Below are 16446 nucleotides of genomic sequence, written 5' to 3' on the forward strand. Positions count from 1 at the left end.
AAGCTGATCCCGGCTTCCACAGACAAGGAATCCCCATGCCCGCCACGATCCAGCACAGCATCCCGACCCTCGCCTCGCTCGACCAGGAGGAAACCCTCGCCTACTACCGCGACAAGCTCGGCTTTACGCTGCAGCGCCAGGACCCGGATTACCTGATCCTACGCCGCGACGCCGCCGAGCTGCACTTCTGCTCCTGCGATGATCGCCGCATCGCCGAGAACACCTCGTGTTACCTGCGCGTCGCCGACGTCGACGCGCTGCACCGCGAGTTCGCCGCCCGCGGCCTGGATCTGCCCGCACCGAGCGTGCGGCTGTGGGGGATGAAGGAGTTCTACGCGATCGACCCGCACGGCAACCTGCTGCGCTTCGGCGAGCCGACCGCCTGAGCCGGAGCCTATTAAGAACCTGTTCTCAAAGTGTAGCGAGCGGGCGTCAGCGAGGGGCGGCCGGAGCGCAGGAACCGGAATGTACATGGAGTACATGAGGATTCCCGATCGCTGAGCGAATCAATAGATTCGCACGCCGACCGCCCAACCCGAGATCACGCCCGCGCAGTAACTTTGAGGGCAGGTTCTCAGCCGTAACGCGACAGCTCCGGCAACGCATCGGTAAACAGCCCGTCGGCCCCCCAGTCGAACAAGCGCACCGCCGCCGCCGGGTCGTTCACCGTGTACACCAAGAGCCGGTAGCCGGTGGCGCGGATCGCCACCGCCTGCTCCGACGTCAACAGGCTGCCGTCGACGTGCACCGATACGCAGTCGAGCCGCGCGACGATCGCCGCCCAGTCGTCGGGCAGCGCCTCGAACAGCATGCCGCGCACCAACTGCGGCGCCGCCTGCTGCGCGGCGGCCAGCGCCTCGGCCGAAAACGACGACAACAGCACCTTATCCTCGTCGCCCGCCCACAGCCGCGCCACCGCCCCGGCCACCAGCGTGCCGGTTTCCACCTCGCGCCCCGGGCAGGGCTTGATCTCAACGTTCGCCCACAGCCCTAGTTCACGGCAGTACGCCGCGATCGTCGCGAGATCGGGCAGCGGCTCGCCGGCAAACGCGGCCGACAGCCAGCGGCCGGCGTCGAGCCTTGCCAGTTCCGCCCACCGCTTGAGCACGGCCGGGCCGTGGCCGTCGGTGGTGCGGTCGAGGTCGTCGTCGTGCAGCAGATAGGGATGATCGTCGGCCGACAGCTTCACATCGAACTCGACCGCGCGGTAGCCGTGCTCGACCGCGCAGCGCATGCCGGCCAGGGTGTTTTCCGGCGCGAGCCGGCCGCCGCCGCGGTGCGCGATCAGGCGCGGGAAGGACCAGGATTGGGTCATTGCAAACTCCAAGAGGCGGCAGTTCGGAAAGCGCGGCACCGATGTCATATGGGTCAATCGTTCCGGCAGGCCCCAGATGAAAAACACGCAATCTTCCCTGCAATAAATCGAAGATTGTCTACGCTATCCATTATTGATGAAAGATTTGTTACGTCATGCGCTTGCAACACTTTGGACCTAGTCTCGTCCCGTTTTTGAACCGTCCCCCGACCCCTAAGGAGAGCTCAACGTGAAGCGCACCGGACTTCGCTGTATCCCCCTGATGTTAGCCCTCTGTGCTGGCCATGCCATGGCCGCCGACAACACGCTGCGCCTCCTGACCTGGGCCGACTACGCGCCCAAGGACGTGATCGAGCAGTTCAAGAAGGAAACCGGCATCAGCGTTGAGGTGACCCTGTCGAACAACGAGGAGATGATCTCCAAGCTGCGCGCCACCGGCGGCTCGGGCTTCGACCTGGTGCAACCGAGCCAGGACCGCATCGTCAGCGCGCAGAAGGAATTCCGCATCTACAAGCCGCTCGACCTCACCAAGGTCGACCGCAAGCTGTTCATCCCGTCGATGCTGTCCGCCACCGAGAAGATCACCGGCCTCGACGGCAAGGTCTACGGCCTGCCGTATGTGTGGGGCACCGACGGCTTGGTGGTCAACACCAAGGCCGCACAGATCGCCGACTATACCGACCTGTGCAGCTCCGCCTACGCCGGCAAGGTCAGCATGCGTCTGAAGCGGCCGACGCTGATGGCGTTCGCATTCGCGCTGGGCGAGAACCCGTTCAAGCTCTACAACAACCCGCAGCAGTACGGCGTGCTGATGAACAAGGTCGGCGACAAGCTGATCGCCTGCAAGAAGAACGTGAAGTACTTCTTCGAGAACAAGGACCAGATGCTCGGCGACCTGCGCAACGGCGCGCTGGTCGGCGCGATGATGTGGGACTCGGGCGGCTGGAAGCTCAACACCGAGAACCCGACGCTCAAGTTCGTCGCGCCGAAGTCGGGCGCGATGGGCTGGGTCGACACCTACGCGCTGCCGGCGCGCGGCAAGAACGACGCGGCGGCGTACAAGTGGATCAACTTCACGATGCGCCCGGAGATCGCCGCCAAGATCGCCAAATCGGTGGGCAACTTCTCGGCCTCGCAAGGTGCCGACAAGCTCGCCGATCCGAAGCTGAAGGCGCAGTTCGCCGACAGCTTCCCGCCGGCGGTGATGCAGAAGATCAACTGGTACCCGGCGGTGCCGACCGGCCTCGAAGAGATCGAAGGCCGCGTGCTCGACCGCGTCAAGGCCGCCAGCTAAAAAGCCCAGCGCCGGCCGCCCCATGGGGCGGCCGGTTTGTTTTCCCGTCGCAGAAAGCCGACGCCCGCCCGGGCCAACGGCTTCATACGTGATTCACTGACTCAGACCCATCCATGTCAGCCATACCCGACCTCGAACTCTCCGCCGTCAGCAAACGCTACGGCGCCTTCAGCGCGGTGCAGGAGCTGTCGTTCTCGATTGCCCCCGGCTCCTTCTTTTCCATCCTCGGCCCGTCCGGCTGCGGCAAGACCACGCTGCTTCGGATGATCGCCGGCTTCATCGAACCGGACGCCGGCGAAATCCGCATCCGCGGCCAGGCGATGCAGGGCGTCGCGCCGAACCGCCGCCCGGCGACGATGGTGTTCCAGCACCTGGCGCTGTTTCCGATGATGAGCGTCGGCGAGAACATCGCCTACGGCCTGAAGCGCCGCGGCGACAAGGCCGCCGACATCCGTCGCAAGGTCGGCGCGATGCTCGAGCGGGTCGGCCTGCCCGGCGCCGAGAACAAGCCGGTCAGCGCGCTGTCCGGCGGCCAGAAGCAGCGCGTCGCGATCGCGCGCAGTCTGGTGCTGGAGCCGACCCTGCTGCTGCTCGACGAGCCGCTCGGCGCGCTCGACCTGAAGCTGCGCGAGCACATGAAGATCGAGCTCAAACAGCTGCAGCACGCGATCGGCACCACCTTCATCTACATCACCCACGACCAGTCCGAGGCGCTGGTGCTGTCCGACACGGTGGCGGTGATGAACCAGGGCCGCTTCGAGCAGTTCGGCACGCCGCAGTCGCTCTACTACCAGCCGGCCAGCGCCTTTGTCGCCGGCTTCGTCGGCGCCAACAACCGCTATACGGCCAAGGTGACCGCGCTGCGCGGCGAGTCGGCCGAATGTGTCACCGACGGTGGCCTGACGCTGATCGGCCGGATCGTCGGCAGCACGCCGCGCCCCGGTGATGCGGTCGAGCTGTTCGTGCGCCCCGAGACGGTCAGCCTGGCGCACGACGCGGCGGACCTCGCGCACTGCGACCTCGTGATTGACGCCGAGGTCGACAGCCTGCTGTTCGACGGTGCGAACTCCTCAGTGCTGCTGATCGACAAGCTAAGCCGCACCCCGCTGCGCGCCGCGCTGCCACAGAACGGCCGCTTCGCCCACCTCGCCCCGGGCGAGGCGGTAAAGCTGGGCCTGCAGGTGAACCAGATCTGGGGGTACCCGGCTCGATGACGCGCTTCCTGCTCTCCCCTTCTCGCCTCGGCCGGCTGCTGCCGCTGTGGCTGCTGCTCGCGCCGGCGCTGATCTGGCTGGTCGGACTGATCGTGCTGCCGCACCTCGACCTGATGTGGCTGTCGCTGCAGACCCGCGTCGGCGGCAGCGAATACGGTTTCGGCGTCGGCAACTACCTGACCTTCTTCGACGAACCGCTCTACTGGCGCACCTTCGCACGCACCGCGGTGATGTCGGTGATCGCGACCAGCCTGACGCTGCTGACCGCCTTCCCGGTCGCCTGGTACCTCGCCAAGATCGCGCAGGGCCGGCTGCGCCAGCTCTTGTTCGTGCTGTGTCTGCTGCCATTCTGGGTCAGCGAGATGGTGCGTACCTTCGGCTGGATCCTGCTGCTGCAGAGCAATGGGGTGATTCCGCACCTGCTGCAAGCTTTCGGCCTGACCCACGAGCCGGTCGAGCTGCTCTATCACGACGCCACCATCCTGCTCGGCCTAGTGTACTCGTCGCTGCTGTTCATGGTGATCCCGCTCGCCAACACGCTCGACACCCTCGACGATTCGTTGATCGAAGCCGCTTACAACCTGGGCGGCAACGGCGCGTCTATCCTGCGCGACATCGTGCTGCCGCACGCGGCGCCGGGCATCGCCGCCGGCACCATCATCGTGTTCATGCTCGCGCTCGGTAACTACCTGAGCCCGGTTCTGCTCGGCGGCAAGAACTCGCTGTGGTTCACCGAACAGATCTACAGCCAGTTCATCACCCGCTTCAACTGGCAACAGGGCGCGGCGTTCGGCTTTCTGCTGCTCGGCCTGTCCACCCTCCTGGTCTGGGCTGGGCTGAAGCTGACCGGCCAGTCCTTCGGCGAGGCAATGCGCAAATCATGATCCAGTCCCTACCCCAACACCCGCTGGCGCGCCTCATGCAGCACGGCTACGCCGCGGCGTTCTACCTATTCCTGTTCCTGCCCCTGGCGGTGGTGCTGCTGTTCGCGTTCAACAACGCCGATTTCCCGGCGCCGCCGTGGCACGGCGCGACACTCGACTGGTTCTTCGCCGACGGCGCCCACGGCCGCACCGGGCTGTTCCACGACGACGAGCTCTTGGGCAGCATAGGCAATAGTCTGATGGTGGCATGCTGGGTGGCGGTGCTGTCGGTGCTGGTCGGCACCTGCAACGCCTTTCTGCTCGAGCGGATGGAGTTTCGCGGCAAGCGGCTGTTCTCGCTGGCGATCCTGCTGCCCTTGGTGATTCCGGGGGTGATCCTGGGGATTTCGATCCTGGCGTTCGCGAGCAAGATCGCGCTGTTGGCCGAAGATATGTGGGGCTGGGAGCTCGACTTCCTGCGCCCGGGGCTGCCCTTGGTGGTGTTCGGCCAGTTCTCCTACATCGTCACCATCGCCACGCTGACGATCGCGGCGCGGCTGAAGCGCTTCGACCGCAGCCTGGAGGAGGCGGCGTTCAACCTCGGCGCGAGCCGGGTGGCGACGTTCTGGACGATCACGCTGCCGTATCTGCGCCCGGTGCTGTTCGGCTCGTTCGCGGTGGCGTTCCTGTTGTCGTTCGAAAACTTCAACACCACGCTGATGCTGGCCGGCTCCGAGCCACCGTTGACCATCCTGATGTACGGCCGGATGCGCAACGGCGCGACGCCGGTGCTCAACGCGATCAGCCTGATGCTGATGCTGACCTCGGCACTCTTGGCGCTGGCGATGATGCGGCGCAAGCGCTAACCGCTGCGTAGTCATAAAGGTTGGCCGAACCGGTGTTCGGCCAACCTTGTTTGTTTAGAGCCGCTAACAAAACCCAGCGAAGCGATCCTGCTCGTCGCCCTACCGCAGAAAACGAGGCATGGCCGAAGTTTCTGCGAAGCTACAGTACAAGGAGTACGACAAGGCAGGGCAACAACGCCGGGAGGGGTTTGTTAGTGGCTCGTCAGAAGCTGCGTCCGTCCACCGGCACCCGCGGTATGACCGCCAGATCCACATCGTCGAGACAGCGCGCGTTGATCGCCGCCATCGCCACGCCGTTGTGCTCGCCCAGACCGAACGGCGCGCAGCCGCAGCTCGGGCAGAACAGGTGGCGAATCTTGCCGGTATGGAAGGTGTAGACGCTGGCGGTGCCGTCTCCGCGTCGCACGGTCAGCTGGCTGCGCGGCAGGAACCAGAACAGATAGCCCTTCTTGGTACAGATCGAGCAATTGCACTCGATCAGCTTGTCGATCTCGCCGTCCACTTCGAACGCGATCTGGCCGCAATGGCAGCTGCCCCGATGACTCATTCCCGTCTCCTGTGATGGCGCCGAGCGCGCCGTCCTGCCAGTGTAGTCCGCCCCGATCAGGCCGGCTCGGCGGCCGGATGCACCTGCGCGCTGCGCCAGCGTGCGAAATCGTCGCTGGCCATCGGCCGGGCGTAGTGGAAGCCCTGGATCTCGTCGCAGCCGAGCGCGCGCAGCACCTCGGCCTGCGCCTCGCACTCCACCCCTTCGGCCACCACCGTCATGCCCAGCGAATGCGCCATCTCGATGATCGGCGCGACGATCACCCGTGCCGCCTCGTTCTGGTCGAGGTCCTTGATGAAGGAGCGGTCGATCTTCAGCTCGTTCGGCGCCAGCTGGCGCAGCAGCGACAGGCTGGAATAGCCGGTGCCGAAGTCGTCGAGCGACACCGGGATGCCGGCGTCGCGCAGCGTGCGCAGCACCTGCTCGGTGCGCGCCATATCGGCCATCACCACCGTCTCGGTGATCTCCAGCGTCAACAGCTGGTGCGGCACGCCGTAGTGGGCGAGGCGCGCGATGATGTACTCGGCAAAGCCGTCACGGCCGAACTGCTGCGGCGAGATATTGATCGACAAGGGGATAGACCGGCCGGCGGCGAGCCAGCGCTGCTGCTCCTGCAGCGCCAGTTCCAGCACCTGATTGCCCAGTTCGACGATCAGGCCGAAGCGCTCCATCATCGGGATGAATTCCTGCGGCGCCACGATGCCGCGCTCGGGGTGCTGCCAGCGCACCAGCGACTCGACGCCGTTCAATCCGCCGCTGTACGGGTTCACCTTGGGCTGGAAGTACAGCACAAACTGGCGCTGGGCCAGCGCGCTGCGCAGATCGCGCTGGCGCTCGACCAGGTTGCTCGTCGCCAGATCCAGCTCCGGGCTGTAGAAGCGCACATGGTTCTTGCCGCTGCGCTTCACCTCGTACATCGCGCTGTCGGCCATCGGGATCAGCCGCGCCACCTCGTCGGTGTCATCTGGATACGAGGCGATGCCGATCGAGCAGCTCAGCTCGACCACGTGGCGACCCAGCTCGATAGGCTGACGCACCGCATCGATCAGCCTGACGGCCAGGCTAGTGAGGTAGGGTTTCTCGCGCGCACCGACGATCAGCAGGATGAACTCGTCGCCGCCGACCCGCGCCAGCAGGTTGCGCCGGCCACTTGCCTCGGCCAGGCGGCGCGCCACCTCGATCAGCACCTCGTCGCCGACCTGATGGCCGAGCGAGTCGTTGACCGGCTTGAAACCGTCCAGGTCGATGAACGCCACCGACAGCGCACTGTCGGCCTGTTGCAGCTCGGCCAGGCTCGCCTCGAAGGCGCGCCGGTTGGCAAGACCGGTCAGGCTGTCGCGGGCGCTGATCCTGAGCAGCTCCTCGTTGGCTGCACGCAGCGAGGCGGCCAGCTTGGCGGTCTGGCTCTCCAGCCGGGCGTCGAGCACCGCGACGATCCACGCGATCGTCAACAGCGTCAGCGAGCCGCCGACCACCAGCGTCGCCAGCATCTCGTCGGAAATCGAATTGCGCGCGCCGCAGATCGCGCCGGGCACGAACTCGGCCGCCGCCATGCCGGTGTAGTGCATGCCGGTGATCGCCAGCGCCATCACCAGCGCGGCCAATAGCTTGTACCAGCCGACGTAGCGCTTCGCCAGGCGCAGCTTGAAGCAGATCACCAGCGCGGCGATCGACGCGCCGATCGCGATCAGCACCGACAGCGCGAACAGCCCCGGTTTGTAGCGAATCGCCGGCATCATCATCATCGCCGCCATGCCGGTATAGTGCATCGCGGTGATGCCGACGCCCATCAGCGCGCCGCCGGCCAGCAGCGAGCGCCAGCGGAAAGCGTGGCGGTTGAGCAGGCTCAGCGCCACCCACGACGCGGCCAGCGCCAACAGCCAAGACAGGAAGGTGCGCGGGATGTCGTAGCCGAGCGCGATCGGCAGCTGGAAGGCGAGCATGCCGGTGAAGTGCATCGACCAGATGCCGGTGCCCATCACGATCGCCCCGCCGATGCGCCAGTAGCGCGAATCGACCAGATTGGTCTGGCCGAGCCGGTCGGAAATGCTCAGCGCGGTGTACGACGCCATCGCCGCCACCAGGTAGGACAGCGCGACCAGCAGCCCGTCGTAACTGGGCGTCATCTCGGCTCCCGGGCGAAGGGAGTAGCTACTTGCATCGGTTCACCTCGGGGCGGCGGCGTTGCAGCCGGCCCCACGGATGGCCCGGCGCAGCCTGACACCGCAACGGACCGGAATAATAAACAAAGCCGCCCACAGGGCGGCAGGAAGGCGGACGTGCCACGCACGCCACGGCTGTTATCGGCGCGGGCGGGCTCTGCTGAAGGGTAAACAGTAATGACTACTGCACCAGCACAGCCCGGCAGCAATGACAGGCGGGCATCATATTACCAAATGCCCGCCAGCAGGATGGCGAATCGATGGGCGGAAACGTCGGGAGAACGGCCGGTCGCATCAACCCCGAAACCGTTCCGGGTCGATCGCGTGGCGGGCGAGCTTGTCGTACAGGGTCTTCTTCGGCAGTTGCAGCCGTTCGGCCGCGCGCGCGACGTTGCCATTTGCCACTAACAGTGCCTCCTCGATCGCCTCGCGCTCGACCTGCTGCAGCCGCGCGGCCAGCGAGCCGGCCGGCGCCGCCGGCTCGTCGGCCGCTTCGGCCAAGGTCAGGCCGTCGCCGAGGCCGAGGCAGAACCGTTCGGCGGCGTGCTTCAGCTCGCGCACATTGCCCGGCCAGTCGTAGCGTTGCCAGCGCGCCAGCTCCGCCTCGCCCCAGGCCGGCTGTGCCTTGCCGTAGCGCGCCGCCGCCTGCCGCAGGAAGTGCGCCATCAACAAGGGCAGGTCGTCGCGGCGCGCGCGCAGCGGCGGCAGCGCTACCGTCACCACATTCAGCCGGTAGTAGAGGTCGGCGCGGAACTCGCCGCGATCCGACAGCGCCTTCAGGTCCGCCTTGGCGGCGGCGATCACCCGGCAGTCGACCGCGATGCTGGCGTTGCTGCCGAGCCGCTCGACGCAGCGCTCCTGCAGCACTCTGAGCAGCTTGGCCTGCAGCGCCAACGGCAGCGACTCGATCTCGTCGAGGAACAAGGTGCCGCCGTCGGCGTACTCGATCTTGCCGACGCGGCGCTTGGCGGCGCCGGTGAACGCGCCGGCCTCGTGGCCGAACATCTCGCTCTCGAACACGCTCTCCGGCAGCGCCGCGCAGTTGAGCGCGACGAACGGTCCGCTCCTGCCGCTCGCCTCGTGCAGCGCGCGCGCCAGCACCTCCTTGCCGCTGCCGGTTTCGCCGCGGATCAGCACGTCGGCGCCGGTCGGCGCCAGCGCCGCCACCAGTCGGCGCAATTCCTGCATCGCCGCGCTCGAACCGAGCAGCGGCGAGTCGCCCGGTTCGGCCAAGGCCTCGCGCAGCCGCTGGTTCTCGACCAACAGCCCGCGCAGCGTCAGCGCGCGACGCACCACGTCGACCAGCCGATCGGACGGAAACGGTTTTTCGATGAAATCGTACGCGCCGGCGCGCATCGCGCCGACCGCCATCGCCACGTCGCCGTGGCCGGTGATCAGCACCACCGGCAGCGCCGGGTCGCGCGCTTGCAGCGTCTCCAACAGTTCGAGGCCGCTCTGGCCGGGCAGCCGCACGTCGCTGACCAGCACCGCCGGCGGCGCATCCTGCCACGCGGCCAGCGCCGCCTCGGCGTCGGCGAACGCACGCACCGGGATGTCGGCCAGTGCCATCGCCTGCGCGCAGCCGATCCGCACCGCCTCGTCGTCTTCAATCAGGTAGACGGTGTAATCGTTGGGGTTTGCTACGGGGTTCATGCCTGCTCCAGCAGCAGGGCGAATTCGGCGCCCTGCCCGTCCAGATTGCCGGCCTCGAGCCGGCCGTGGAATTCCTCGACGATCGCCTGCGAGATCGCCAAGCCCAGCCCCAGCCCCTGGCCGGCGGGCTTGGTGGTGAAGAACGGCTCGAACAGCCGGGTGTGCAGCTCGGCCGGGATGCCCGGGCCGTTGTCGCAGATCGCGATCCGCACCAAGCCCGCCTGCACCTTGGCCGACACGACGATATGCCGCTCGCCCGGCTGTTCGGCCAAGGCGTCGAGCGCGTTGCGCAGCAGGTTCACGAGCACCTGCTCGAGGCGCAGCGTGTTGGCCGAAACGGCGAGGCCTTCGGCGACGTCCGGCTGCCAGACGATGTCTGCGCCGACCTCGCGCCGGCGCGACTCGACCAACAGCAGTGCCTCGGCGACCGCGTCGGCCACCACCACCCGCTCGCGGCTTCCGTCGCCCTTGCGCGCGAACGCCTTCACCTGGCCGACGATGCGGCCCATCCGCGCCGCAAGCCCGCTGATCAGCGCCAGATTGCCGCGCACCTCGTCGTGGCGGCCGCGCTCCAAGAGCTGCACCGCGTTGTCGGACAGCGTATTGAGCGCGGTCAGCGGCTGGTTGAGTTCGTGCGAGATGCCGGCGGCCATCTGACCGAGCACCGCCAGCTTGCCCGCCTGCACCGCGTCGTCGCGCGTCTCGCGCAGCATCCGCTGGGCGCGGTCGAGCGCGTCGACCCTTTCGGCCAACTCAAGGTTGGCCGAACTGAGCGCGGCGGTGCGTTCGGCGATGCGCGCCTCGAGTTCGGCGTGCGCCTCGCGCAAGGCCTGCGCGGCGCGCAGCCGTTCCTGATGACGGGCACGGCGCTGGCGCAGCACCACCGACAGCGCCAGCGCGAACGCGGTAGCGAAGCCGGCCGCCCCGCCGGCGATCAGCGCGCCGGCGCGCGCCTCGGCCGGGTCGACCAGCACCGCCAACTGCCAGCCGAGCCTATCTAGCGGCCGGTACTGCACGCGGTAGTCGCGCGGCTTCGCGCCGGGCAGCGCGGCGCGCAGCGTGGCCGGGCGGGCGCTACCGTCGCCCGCGCCCAGCGGGGTCAGCGCATGGTCGCCGTACTGTCGGGTGGCGGCAAAGCGCTCGCGCACCTTGTCCGGCAGCAGCGCCAGCGTGCGGTACTTCCAGGCCGGCTGCGATGACAGGAACACCACGCCGTCGCGGTCGGCGAGCAACACCGTGTCGCCGCTCTTGGCGAGCGCCTGTTCGACGCCATCGAGGCCGACCTTGACCGCCAGCGCGCCGAGCACCCGGCCGTCGGCGGCGATCGGCGCGGTCAGGAAGTAGCCGGGCCGGCCGGTGGTGGAGCCGATGCCGTAGAAGCGGCCGAAGCCCTGCGCCATCGCCGCGGCGAAGTACGGCCGGTACGCGTAGTTGTGGCCGACGAAGCTTTCCGGCGTGTCCCAGTTGCTCGCGGCCAAGGTCTGGCCGTCGGCGTCGATCAGGTAGGCGACGCTGATCGATGCATTGCGACGCACCGCGGCGAGGTAATCGTTGGCCGAAGCGCGCCGCGCCGGGTCGGCCGGCTGCTGCAACAGCTCGGTCAGGCGGCGGTCGAGCGCGGCCAGCCGCGGCAGCGTCTCGTGGCGCGCCAGCTCCGACTCCAGGCTCTGCGCGTAGAAGGCGCTGCGCTGTTCGGCCTGGCGCAGCTGAGCCGCCAGGTAATAGCCGAGCGCGGCGCGGTAGGCCAGCGCGCCGACCAGCACGCACAGCATGGTGAGCAACACGAGGCGCAGCAGGCGGCGGGAAACGACATTCATCGACGGGTTCCATAAAACGACGACAGGCGAGACCGCGGTCTCGCCTGTGCGACTTTATACCAAGCGCGGGCTCAGTCGACGATCCGCGAATGCTGGCGGGTGTCGCGCATCGTCACGTACACCAGCAGCGAGCAGGCCACGCAGCCGGCCACGTACCAGTAGAACAGCGACTCGTGGCCGGCCTGTTTCAGCCACAGCGCGATGTACTCGGCCGAGCCGCCGAAGATCGACACGGTCAGCGCGTACGGCAGGCCGACGCCGAGCGCGCGCACCTCGGCCGGGAACAGCTCGGCCTTCACCACCGCGTTGATCGAGGTGTAGCCGCTGACGATCACCAGCGCGGCGAGGATCAGGAAGAACGCCACCCAGCCGCTCTGCGTGTGGCTGATCGCGGTCATGATCGGCACGGTCAGCAAGCTGCCGAGCACGCCGAAGGTGATCAGCACCGGACGGCGGCCGATCCGGTCGGACAGGCTGCCGATCACCGGCTGCAGCAGCGCGAACAGGAACAGCGCCGCGCCCGAGATCAGCGTCGCCTGGTCCTTGGACAGGCCGACGGTGTTGGCGAGGAACTTCTGCATGTAGATCGAATACGTATAGAACGCCACCGTGCCGCCCATCGTCAGGCCGACCACGGTCAGGATCGCGCGCGGGTGCTTCATCAGCTCGCGCAGCGGGCTGTCGGTCCTCTTCTCGCGCTTGGCGTTCTGGAACGACTCGGTCTCCTCCATCGCGCCGCGCATCTTCATCGCCACCAGCGCGCACAGCGCGCCGACCAGGAACGGGATGCGCCAGCCCCACGCCTCCAGCTGCTCGGTGGTGAGCAGGAACTGCTGCATCAGGATCAACAGCGCCAGTGCCAGCAGCTGGCCCATGATCAACGTCACATACTGGAAGCTCGAATAGAAGCCGCGGTGCTTGGCCGACGCCACCTCGCTCAGATAGGTGGCCGAGGTGCCGTACTCGCCGCCGACGCTCAAGCCCTGCAACAGCCGCGCCACCACCAAGAGCGCCGGCGCGAACACGCCGATGGTCTGGTAGCTCGGCGTCAGCGCGATGATCAAGGAGCCGGCGCACATCAACAGCACCGACAGGAACAGCGCCGCCTTGCGGCCGTGCCGGTCGGCGTAGACGCCCATCAGCCAGCCGCCGACCGGCCGGGCCAGGAAGCCGACCGCGAAGATCGCGGCGGTGTTCAGGAGCTGGGCGGTCTGGTCGCCCTGCGGGAAGAACGACTTGGCGAAATACAGCGCGAACGCCGAATACACGTACCAGTCGTACCACTCGACCAGGTTACCGATCGAGCCGGACATGATCGATTTGAGGCGCCGGCGGGTGTCGTCGGCGGGCGGGGTGTTAACGGCGTCGGCCGCAATCTGGACTTGGCTCACGGAAGTCTCCTCTGTAGGGCTGTGTGTTTGACGCCCTCTTGGCACGAGGGCTGTCCCGCCTGCAGCAAGCTCCGTGCCAGGGTTGGCCGAACCGGCCGCAACCCCGCGACTTCCTTAGACTTCCCAGTCAAGACCCGCCGCGGCCCGCGGGCATCCTGTGCGGATAATCGGAATTTCCGGCCGACCCATTCCGATAATCCGCACGACTCAACCGGCCAGCAAGCGCTGGTACAGCGCCAGATCGGCGTTTGAGAAGCAAACGAACAGCACCTCGTCGACCGAACCGGCTTCGGCGTCGCGCACCGTCGTCACCGCGATCTGCGCCGCCGCCTCGGCCGGGTAGCCGTACACGCCGGTGCTGATGCACGGGAACGCGACCGAACGCAGCCCGTGCTGCTTGGCCAGTTCCAGCGAGTGGCGGTAGCAGGACGCCAACAGCTGCGCCTCGCCGTGCTCGCCGCCCTGCCACACCGGCCCGACGGTGTGGATCACGTAGCGCGCCGGCAGGCGGAAACCCGGGGTGATCCGCGCCTCGCCGGTCGGACAACCGCCGAGCGGCCGGCACGCTGCCAACAACTCCGACCCGGCGGCGCGGTGTATCGCCCCGTCGACCCCACCGCCGCCGAGCAGCGAGCGGTTGGCGGCGTTGACGATCGCGTCGACGTTAAGCGTGGTGATGTCGGCCTGCAAGGCTTTGAGCAACATGGTCACCTCCTGTGGCCGGGCACCGCGAATGCCGCAATGCAGCACCCGGCCAGCAATGACAGAAAAATAGAATCACACCGCGCCATCGCCCTTGCCAAGCCCGGCAAAAGCCGCTAAATTCTGCCGCTCCAAGCAATACGCGCGGGTGTAGCTCAATGGTAGAGCAGAAGCTTCCCAAGCTTACGACGAGGGTTCGATTCCCTTCACCCGCTCCAGCGCCTCCTGCCCGCTGTTTCCACAACGCACACGAGCCAACCCTATCCCTGCGACGATGAACTGGAATTCTGGCCGGCTGTGGCTACGCCTCTTCGTTTACAGCACTGGCACGGCAATCGCCCTGTTCGTCTTGCTGCAAAGCCTGATCCTCTGGCAATTCGACGCCAGTGCGGTGCGACTTGCGCTCAGCCAGAGCGTCGCCGACACCGGCCGTGTCGTGCGCATCGACGGCGACATCAAACCCCAGGTGTTCCCCCGCCCCGGCATCATCGCCAACGGCATCAGTGTCACCGAGCGTGACGGCAAGACCCCGGCCGCGCAGGCGGCGCAGATGGAGCTCGATCTGGCGTGGTTGCCGCTCTTGACCGGTCGCCGCGAAGTCAGTTCGCTGATCATGTCCGGCGTGTCGCTGAAGCTCGCCCGCCTCGCCGACGGCACGCTGTCGATCGCCGACCTGTTCCGTCCGCGCGACCAGGACAACTACAGCATCAAGCTCGACCGCGTCGCGGTACGCAACGGCACGCTCGATCTGCAGGACGACGTCACCGCCAGCCACGCCCGACTCGAGGCGATCGAGTTCGACGCCGACGACCTGCGCAGCGACGCACAGATTTCCGCCGGCGCCCGGCTGATTAGCGGCCAGCGCAATATCAGCCTGGCAGTGTCCGCCCCGCTCTCGATCCAGGACGACCAGGTCAGCATCGAAGCGCTCGACGCGGTGGCGATCTCGCAGATCGCCGGCCTCGGCGAGACCCGGCTGGCGCTCAAGGGCAAGTTCAAGCTCAACTTCGCCACCTTGCAGGCGAGCGGCGAAAACCTGTCGGCCCAGCTGAGCAGCCAGCAGCCACTGGGCAATCTGACCCTGACGCTGCCGTCGCTGTCGGCCAGCTTCGACACGGTCGAGATGCCGCGCGCCCACCTCGCCGGCCAGCTCGCTTACGGCAAGAGCCAGTATCAGTTCGACGGCGACCTCGACACGCTGCAGTTCGGCGAAAACAGCCTGACCGCGCGCAAGCTCAACGGCAACCTCACCTGGCGGGTCGGCGAACACGCGATGACGCTGGCGATGAACGCGCCGTTCGCGCTCACCGGCCTCAATCAACTCAAGCTGCAGCCGCTGGCGCTGACCGCGCGCGTCACCACCCCGCTGCTGCCGCGCGGCCAGCTGGCCGCCAAGCTCGAGGGGGCGCTGACCGGCACGCTCGACGACGACCAGCTCAATCTGCGCGTCGCCGGCAAGCTCGACGGCTCGGACATCGCGCTGACCGTCAGCCAGTTCGGCTTCGTGCGGCCGCGCCACGAGGCGACCGTCTCGGTCGGCAAGCTCGACCTCAACCGCTACCTGCCGGAGGCGACCGGCGACCCGGTGGCGATCCTCAACAACCCGAAGCCGATCCCGCTCGACTGGCTCGACTTCATGGACCTGACCGGCAACGTGGCGATCGGCGAACTGTCGATGGGCCGCTTCAAGATGAACGACGTGTCGGCCAATGTGCGCGCCACGCCGCGCGAACTGGAGCTGACCAATCTGCTCGCCGACATCTACGAGGGCGAGTTGACCGGGCGCGCCCGGCTGGTTCGCGACCGCACGCCCCAGCTCGAACTCGAACAGACGCTGAAGGGCATGCGCATCCGCCCGCTGCTGAAGGACCTGTTCGATTTCAACCGGCTGGAAGGCCGCGGCAGCGGCACCGTCAGCCTGCGCGCCGATGGCGCGAGCTTCCTCGCGCTGCGCAATACGCTGTCCGGCAATGTGATGATGAACCTGTCCGAGGGCGCACTGACCGGCATCGACCTGGTCGCAGCGCTGAAGAACCTGCCGGCCGAGCTGAAGGAGTCGAACGCCTCGATGGCCGCCAACGCCAACCAGAAGACCACCTTCAGCACGCTGTCCGGCAGCATGACGCTGAGCAACGGCGTGGCGCGCAACCAGGACCTGAAACTGGCGTCGCAGCTGGTCAATCTGTCCGGCGGCGGCAAGCTCGACCTGGTGCAGAATATCGTCGACTACACGCTGGACGTGCGCGCCAACCCAAAGGAATTCACCCGCCTGCAGGACGTCAACGTGCCGCTGAAGATCACCGGCCCGATCAATGCGCCGGTGTACGCGCTCGACTTCAACGCGATGGTCAAGGGCAAGAAGACCGAGGACGAACGCCAGCAGGCGCTGAAGCAGGAACTGAAGAAGCAGATCGGCACGATCCTGCCGTAACGCCGGCCCTGCCGAGCAACGCAAGCCCGCGCCTGCCGCGGGCTTTTTGATGGCGGGAGTCAGCTTGGCCGAAAGGTTGGCCGAAAGGTTGGCCGAAAGGTTGGCCGAAAGGTTGGCCGAAAGGTTGGCCGAAAGGTTGGCCGAAAGGTTGGCCGAAAGGTTGGCCGAAAGGTTGGCCGAAAGGTTGGCCG

At 67.1% G+C, this 16446-nt stretch carries 13 protein-coding genes, 1 tRNA gene and 1 other RNA gene; 7 read left to right on the plus strand and 8 right to left on the minus strand.

What is annotated here, in order from left to right; genetic code table 11:
* The first annotated feature begins 35 nt into the window (after positions 1–35).
* Positions 36–386 carry a bleomycin resistance protein gene (locus tag ACZ2IA_RS19245; protein WP_470294206.1) on the plus strand — a complete coding sequence of 117 codons (351 nt, stop codon included), beginning with the start codon at positions 36–38 and terminating at the stop codon, positions 384–386.
* Positions 387–406: 20 nt separating this feature from the next.
* Here ACZ2IA_RS19245 and ACZ2IA_RS19250 read toward each other — a convergent pair.
* Positions 407–482: non-coding RNA, sX9 sRNA (locus ACZ2IA_RS19250), on the minus strand.
* 92 nt (positions 483–574) lie between these two features.
* A complete protein-coding gene (ugpQ, locus tag ACZ2IA_RS19255; RefSeq protein WP_470294207.1) occupies positions 575–1315 on the minus strand; it encodes a glycerophosphodiester phosphodiesterase in 741 nt (246 codons plus the stop codon).
* Positions 1316–1604: 289 nt separating this feature from the next.
* Here ugpQ and ACZ2IA_RS19260 point away from each other — a divergent pair, with 289 nt between their 5' ends.
* The 4 genes from ACZ2IA_RS19260 to ACZ2IA_RS19275 all read left to right on the plus strand — a co-directional run bounded on the left by ACZ2IA_RS19260 (position 1605) and on the right by ACZ2IA_RS19275 (position 5552).
* Complete coding sequence (locus ACZ2IA_RS19260) at positions 1605–2609, plus strand: extracellular solute-binding protein (RefSeq protein WP_470294208.1); 1005 nt, start codon at positions 1605–1607, stop codon at positions 2607–2609.
* Positions 2610–2722: 113 nt separating this feature from the next.
* Entirely contained in the window at positions 2723–3823 is a 1101-nt protein-coding gene (locus tag ACZ2IA_RS19265; protein ID WP_470294209.1) for an ABC transporter ATP-binding protein, read from the plus strand.
* Positions 3820–4707, plus strand: a complete 888-nt coding sequence (locus ACZ2IA_RS19270; RefSeq protein ID WP_470294210.1) for an ABC transporter permease — start codon at positions 3820–3822, stop codon at positions 4705–4707. The genes ACZ2IA_RS19265 and ACZ2IA_RS19270 overlap by 4 nt, the downstream gene beginning before the upstream one ends.
* On the plus strand, positions 4704–5552 hold the full coding sequence (locus ACZ2IA_RS19275) for an ABC transporter permease (protein ID WP_470294211.1): 849 nt from the start codon (positions 4704–4706) through the stop codon (positions 5550–5552). Before ACZ2IA_RS19270 ends, ACZ2IA_RS19275 begins: the two co-directional genes overlap by 4 nt.
* Positions 5553–5754: 202 nt before the next feature.
* On the opposite strand, the gene ACZ2IA_RS19280 is transcribed toward ACZ2IA_RS19275, so the two are convergent.
* The 6 genes from ACZ2IA_RS19280 to ACZ2IA_RS19305 form a co-directional block, all read right to left on the minus strand.
* Positions 5755–6099 (minus strand): GFA family protein, encoded by a 345-nt coding sequence (locus tag ACZ2IA_RS19280; protein WP_470294212.1) that lies wholly within the window; start codon positions 6097–6099, stop codon positions 5755–5757.
* A gap of 56 nt (positions 6100–6155) precedes the next feature.
* Positions 6156–8225: a putative bifunctional diguanylate cyclase/phosphodiesterase gene (locus ACZ2IA_RS19285; RefSeq protein WP_470294213.1), complete on the minus strand. Its 2070-nt coding sequence runs from the start codon at positions 8223–8225 to the stop codon at positions 6156–6158.
* 330 nt (positions 8226–8555) lie between these two features.
* Positions 8556–9914 carry a sigma-54-dependent transcriptional regulator gene (locus tag ACZ2IA_RS19290; RefSeq protein ID WP_470294214.1) on the minus strand — a complete coding sequence of 453 codons (1359 nt, stop codon included), beginning with the start codon at positions 9912–9914 and terminating at the stop codon, positions 8556–8558.
* Positions 9911–11731: a sensor histidine kinase gene (locus ACZ2IA_RS19295; RefSeq protein ID WP_470294215.1), complete on the minus strand. Its 1821-nt coding sequence runs from the start codon at positions 11729–11731 to the stop codon at positions 9911–9913. Before ACZ2IA_RS19295 ends, ACZ2IA_RS19290 begins: the two co-directional genes overlap by 4 nt.
* Positions 11732–11802: 71 nt before the next feature.
* A complete protein-coding gene (locus tag ACZ2IA_RS19300) occupies positions 11803–13122 on the minus strand; it encodes an MFS transporter (protein WP_470294216.1) in 1320 nt (439 codons plus the stop codon).
* A 207-nt stretch (positions 13123–13329) separates the two neighbouring features.
* Positions 13330–13827, minus strand: coding sequence for an O-acetyl-ADP-ribose deacetylase (locus ACZ2IA_RS19305; RefSeq protein ID WP_470294217.1), 498 nt, complete (start codon positions 13825–13827; stop codon positions 13330–13332).
* A 141-nt stretch (positions 13828–13968) separates the two neighbouring features.
* On the opposite strand from ACZ2IA_RS19305, the gene ACZ2IA_RS19310 reads away from it, so the two are divergent.
* Both ACZ2IA_RS19310 and ACZ2IA_RS19315 read left to right on the plus strand, forming a co-directional pair.
* Positions 13969–14042 (plus strand) — tRNA-Gly (locus ACZ2IA_RS19310).
* A gap of 56 nt (positions 14043–14098) precedes the next feature.
* Entirely contained in the window at positions 14099–16255 is a 2157-nt protein-coding gene (locus ACZ2IA_RS19315) for an AsmA family protein (RefSeq protein ID WP_470294218.1), read from the plus strand.
* Positions 16256–16446 lie beyond the last annotated feature (191 nt).

The organism is Crenobacter sp. CS_VA4, assembly GCF_055597485.1.

Coding starts and splice junctions, on each gene's coding strand:
- ACZ2IA_RS19290 (WP_470294214.1), bottom strand. CDS start 9,914: ATGAACCCCGTAGCAAACCCCAACGATTACACCGTCTACCTGATTGAA.
- ACZ2IA_RS19260 (WP_470294208.1), top strand. CDS start 1,605: ATGGCCGCCGACAACACGCTGCGCCTCCTGACCTGGGCCGACTACGCG.
- ACZ2IA_RS19275 (WP_470294211.1), top strand. CDS start 4,704: ATGATCCAGTCCCTACCCCAACACCCGCTGGCGCGCCTCATGCAGCAC.
- ACZ2IA_RS19315 (WP_470294218.1), top strand. CDS start 14,099: ATGAACTGGAATTCTGGCCGGCTGTGGCTACGCCTCTTCGTTTACAGC.
- ACZ2IA_RS19265 (WP_470294209.1), top strand. CDS start 2,723: ATGTCAGCCATACCCGACCTCGAACTCTCCGCCGTCAGCAAACGCTAC.
- ACZ2IA_RS19285 (WP_470294213.1), bottom strand. CDS start 8,225: ATGACGCCCAGTTACGACGGGCTGCTGGTCGCGCTGTCCTACCTGGTG.
- ACZ2IA_RS19280 (WP_470294212.1), bottom strand. CDS start 6,099: ATGAGTCATCGGGGCAGCTGCCATTGCGGCCAGATCGCGTTCGAAGTG.
- ACZ2IA_RS19295 (WP_470294215.1), bottom strand. CDS start 11,731: ATGAATGTCGTTTCCCGCCGCCTGCTGCGCCTCGTGTTGCTCACCATG.
- ACZ2IA_RS19245 (WP_470294206.1), top strand. CDS start 36: ATGCCCGCCACGATCCAGCACAGCATCCCGACCCTCGCCTCGCTCGAC.
- ACZ2IA_RS19305 (WP_470294217.1), bottom strand. CDS start 13,827: ATGTTGCTCAAAGCCTTGCAGGCCGACATCACCACGCTTAACGTCGAC.
- ACZ2IA_RS19270 (WP_470294210.1), top strand. CDS start 3,820: ATGACGCGCTTCCTGCTCTCCCCTTCTCGCCTCGGCCGGCTGCTGCCG.
- ugpQ (WP_470294207.1), bottom strand. CDS start 1,315: ATGACCCAATCCTGGTCCTTCCCGCGCCTGATCGCGCACCGCGGCGGC.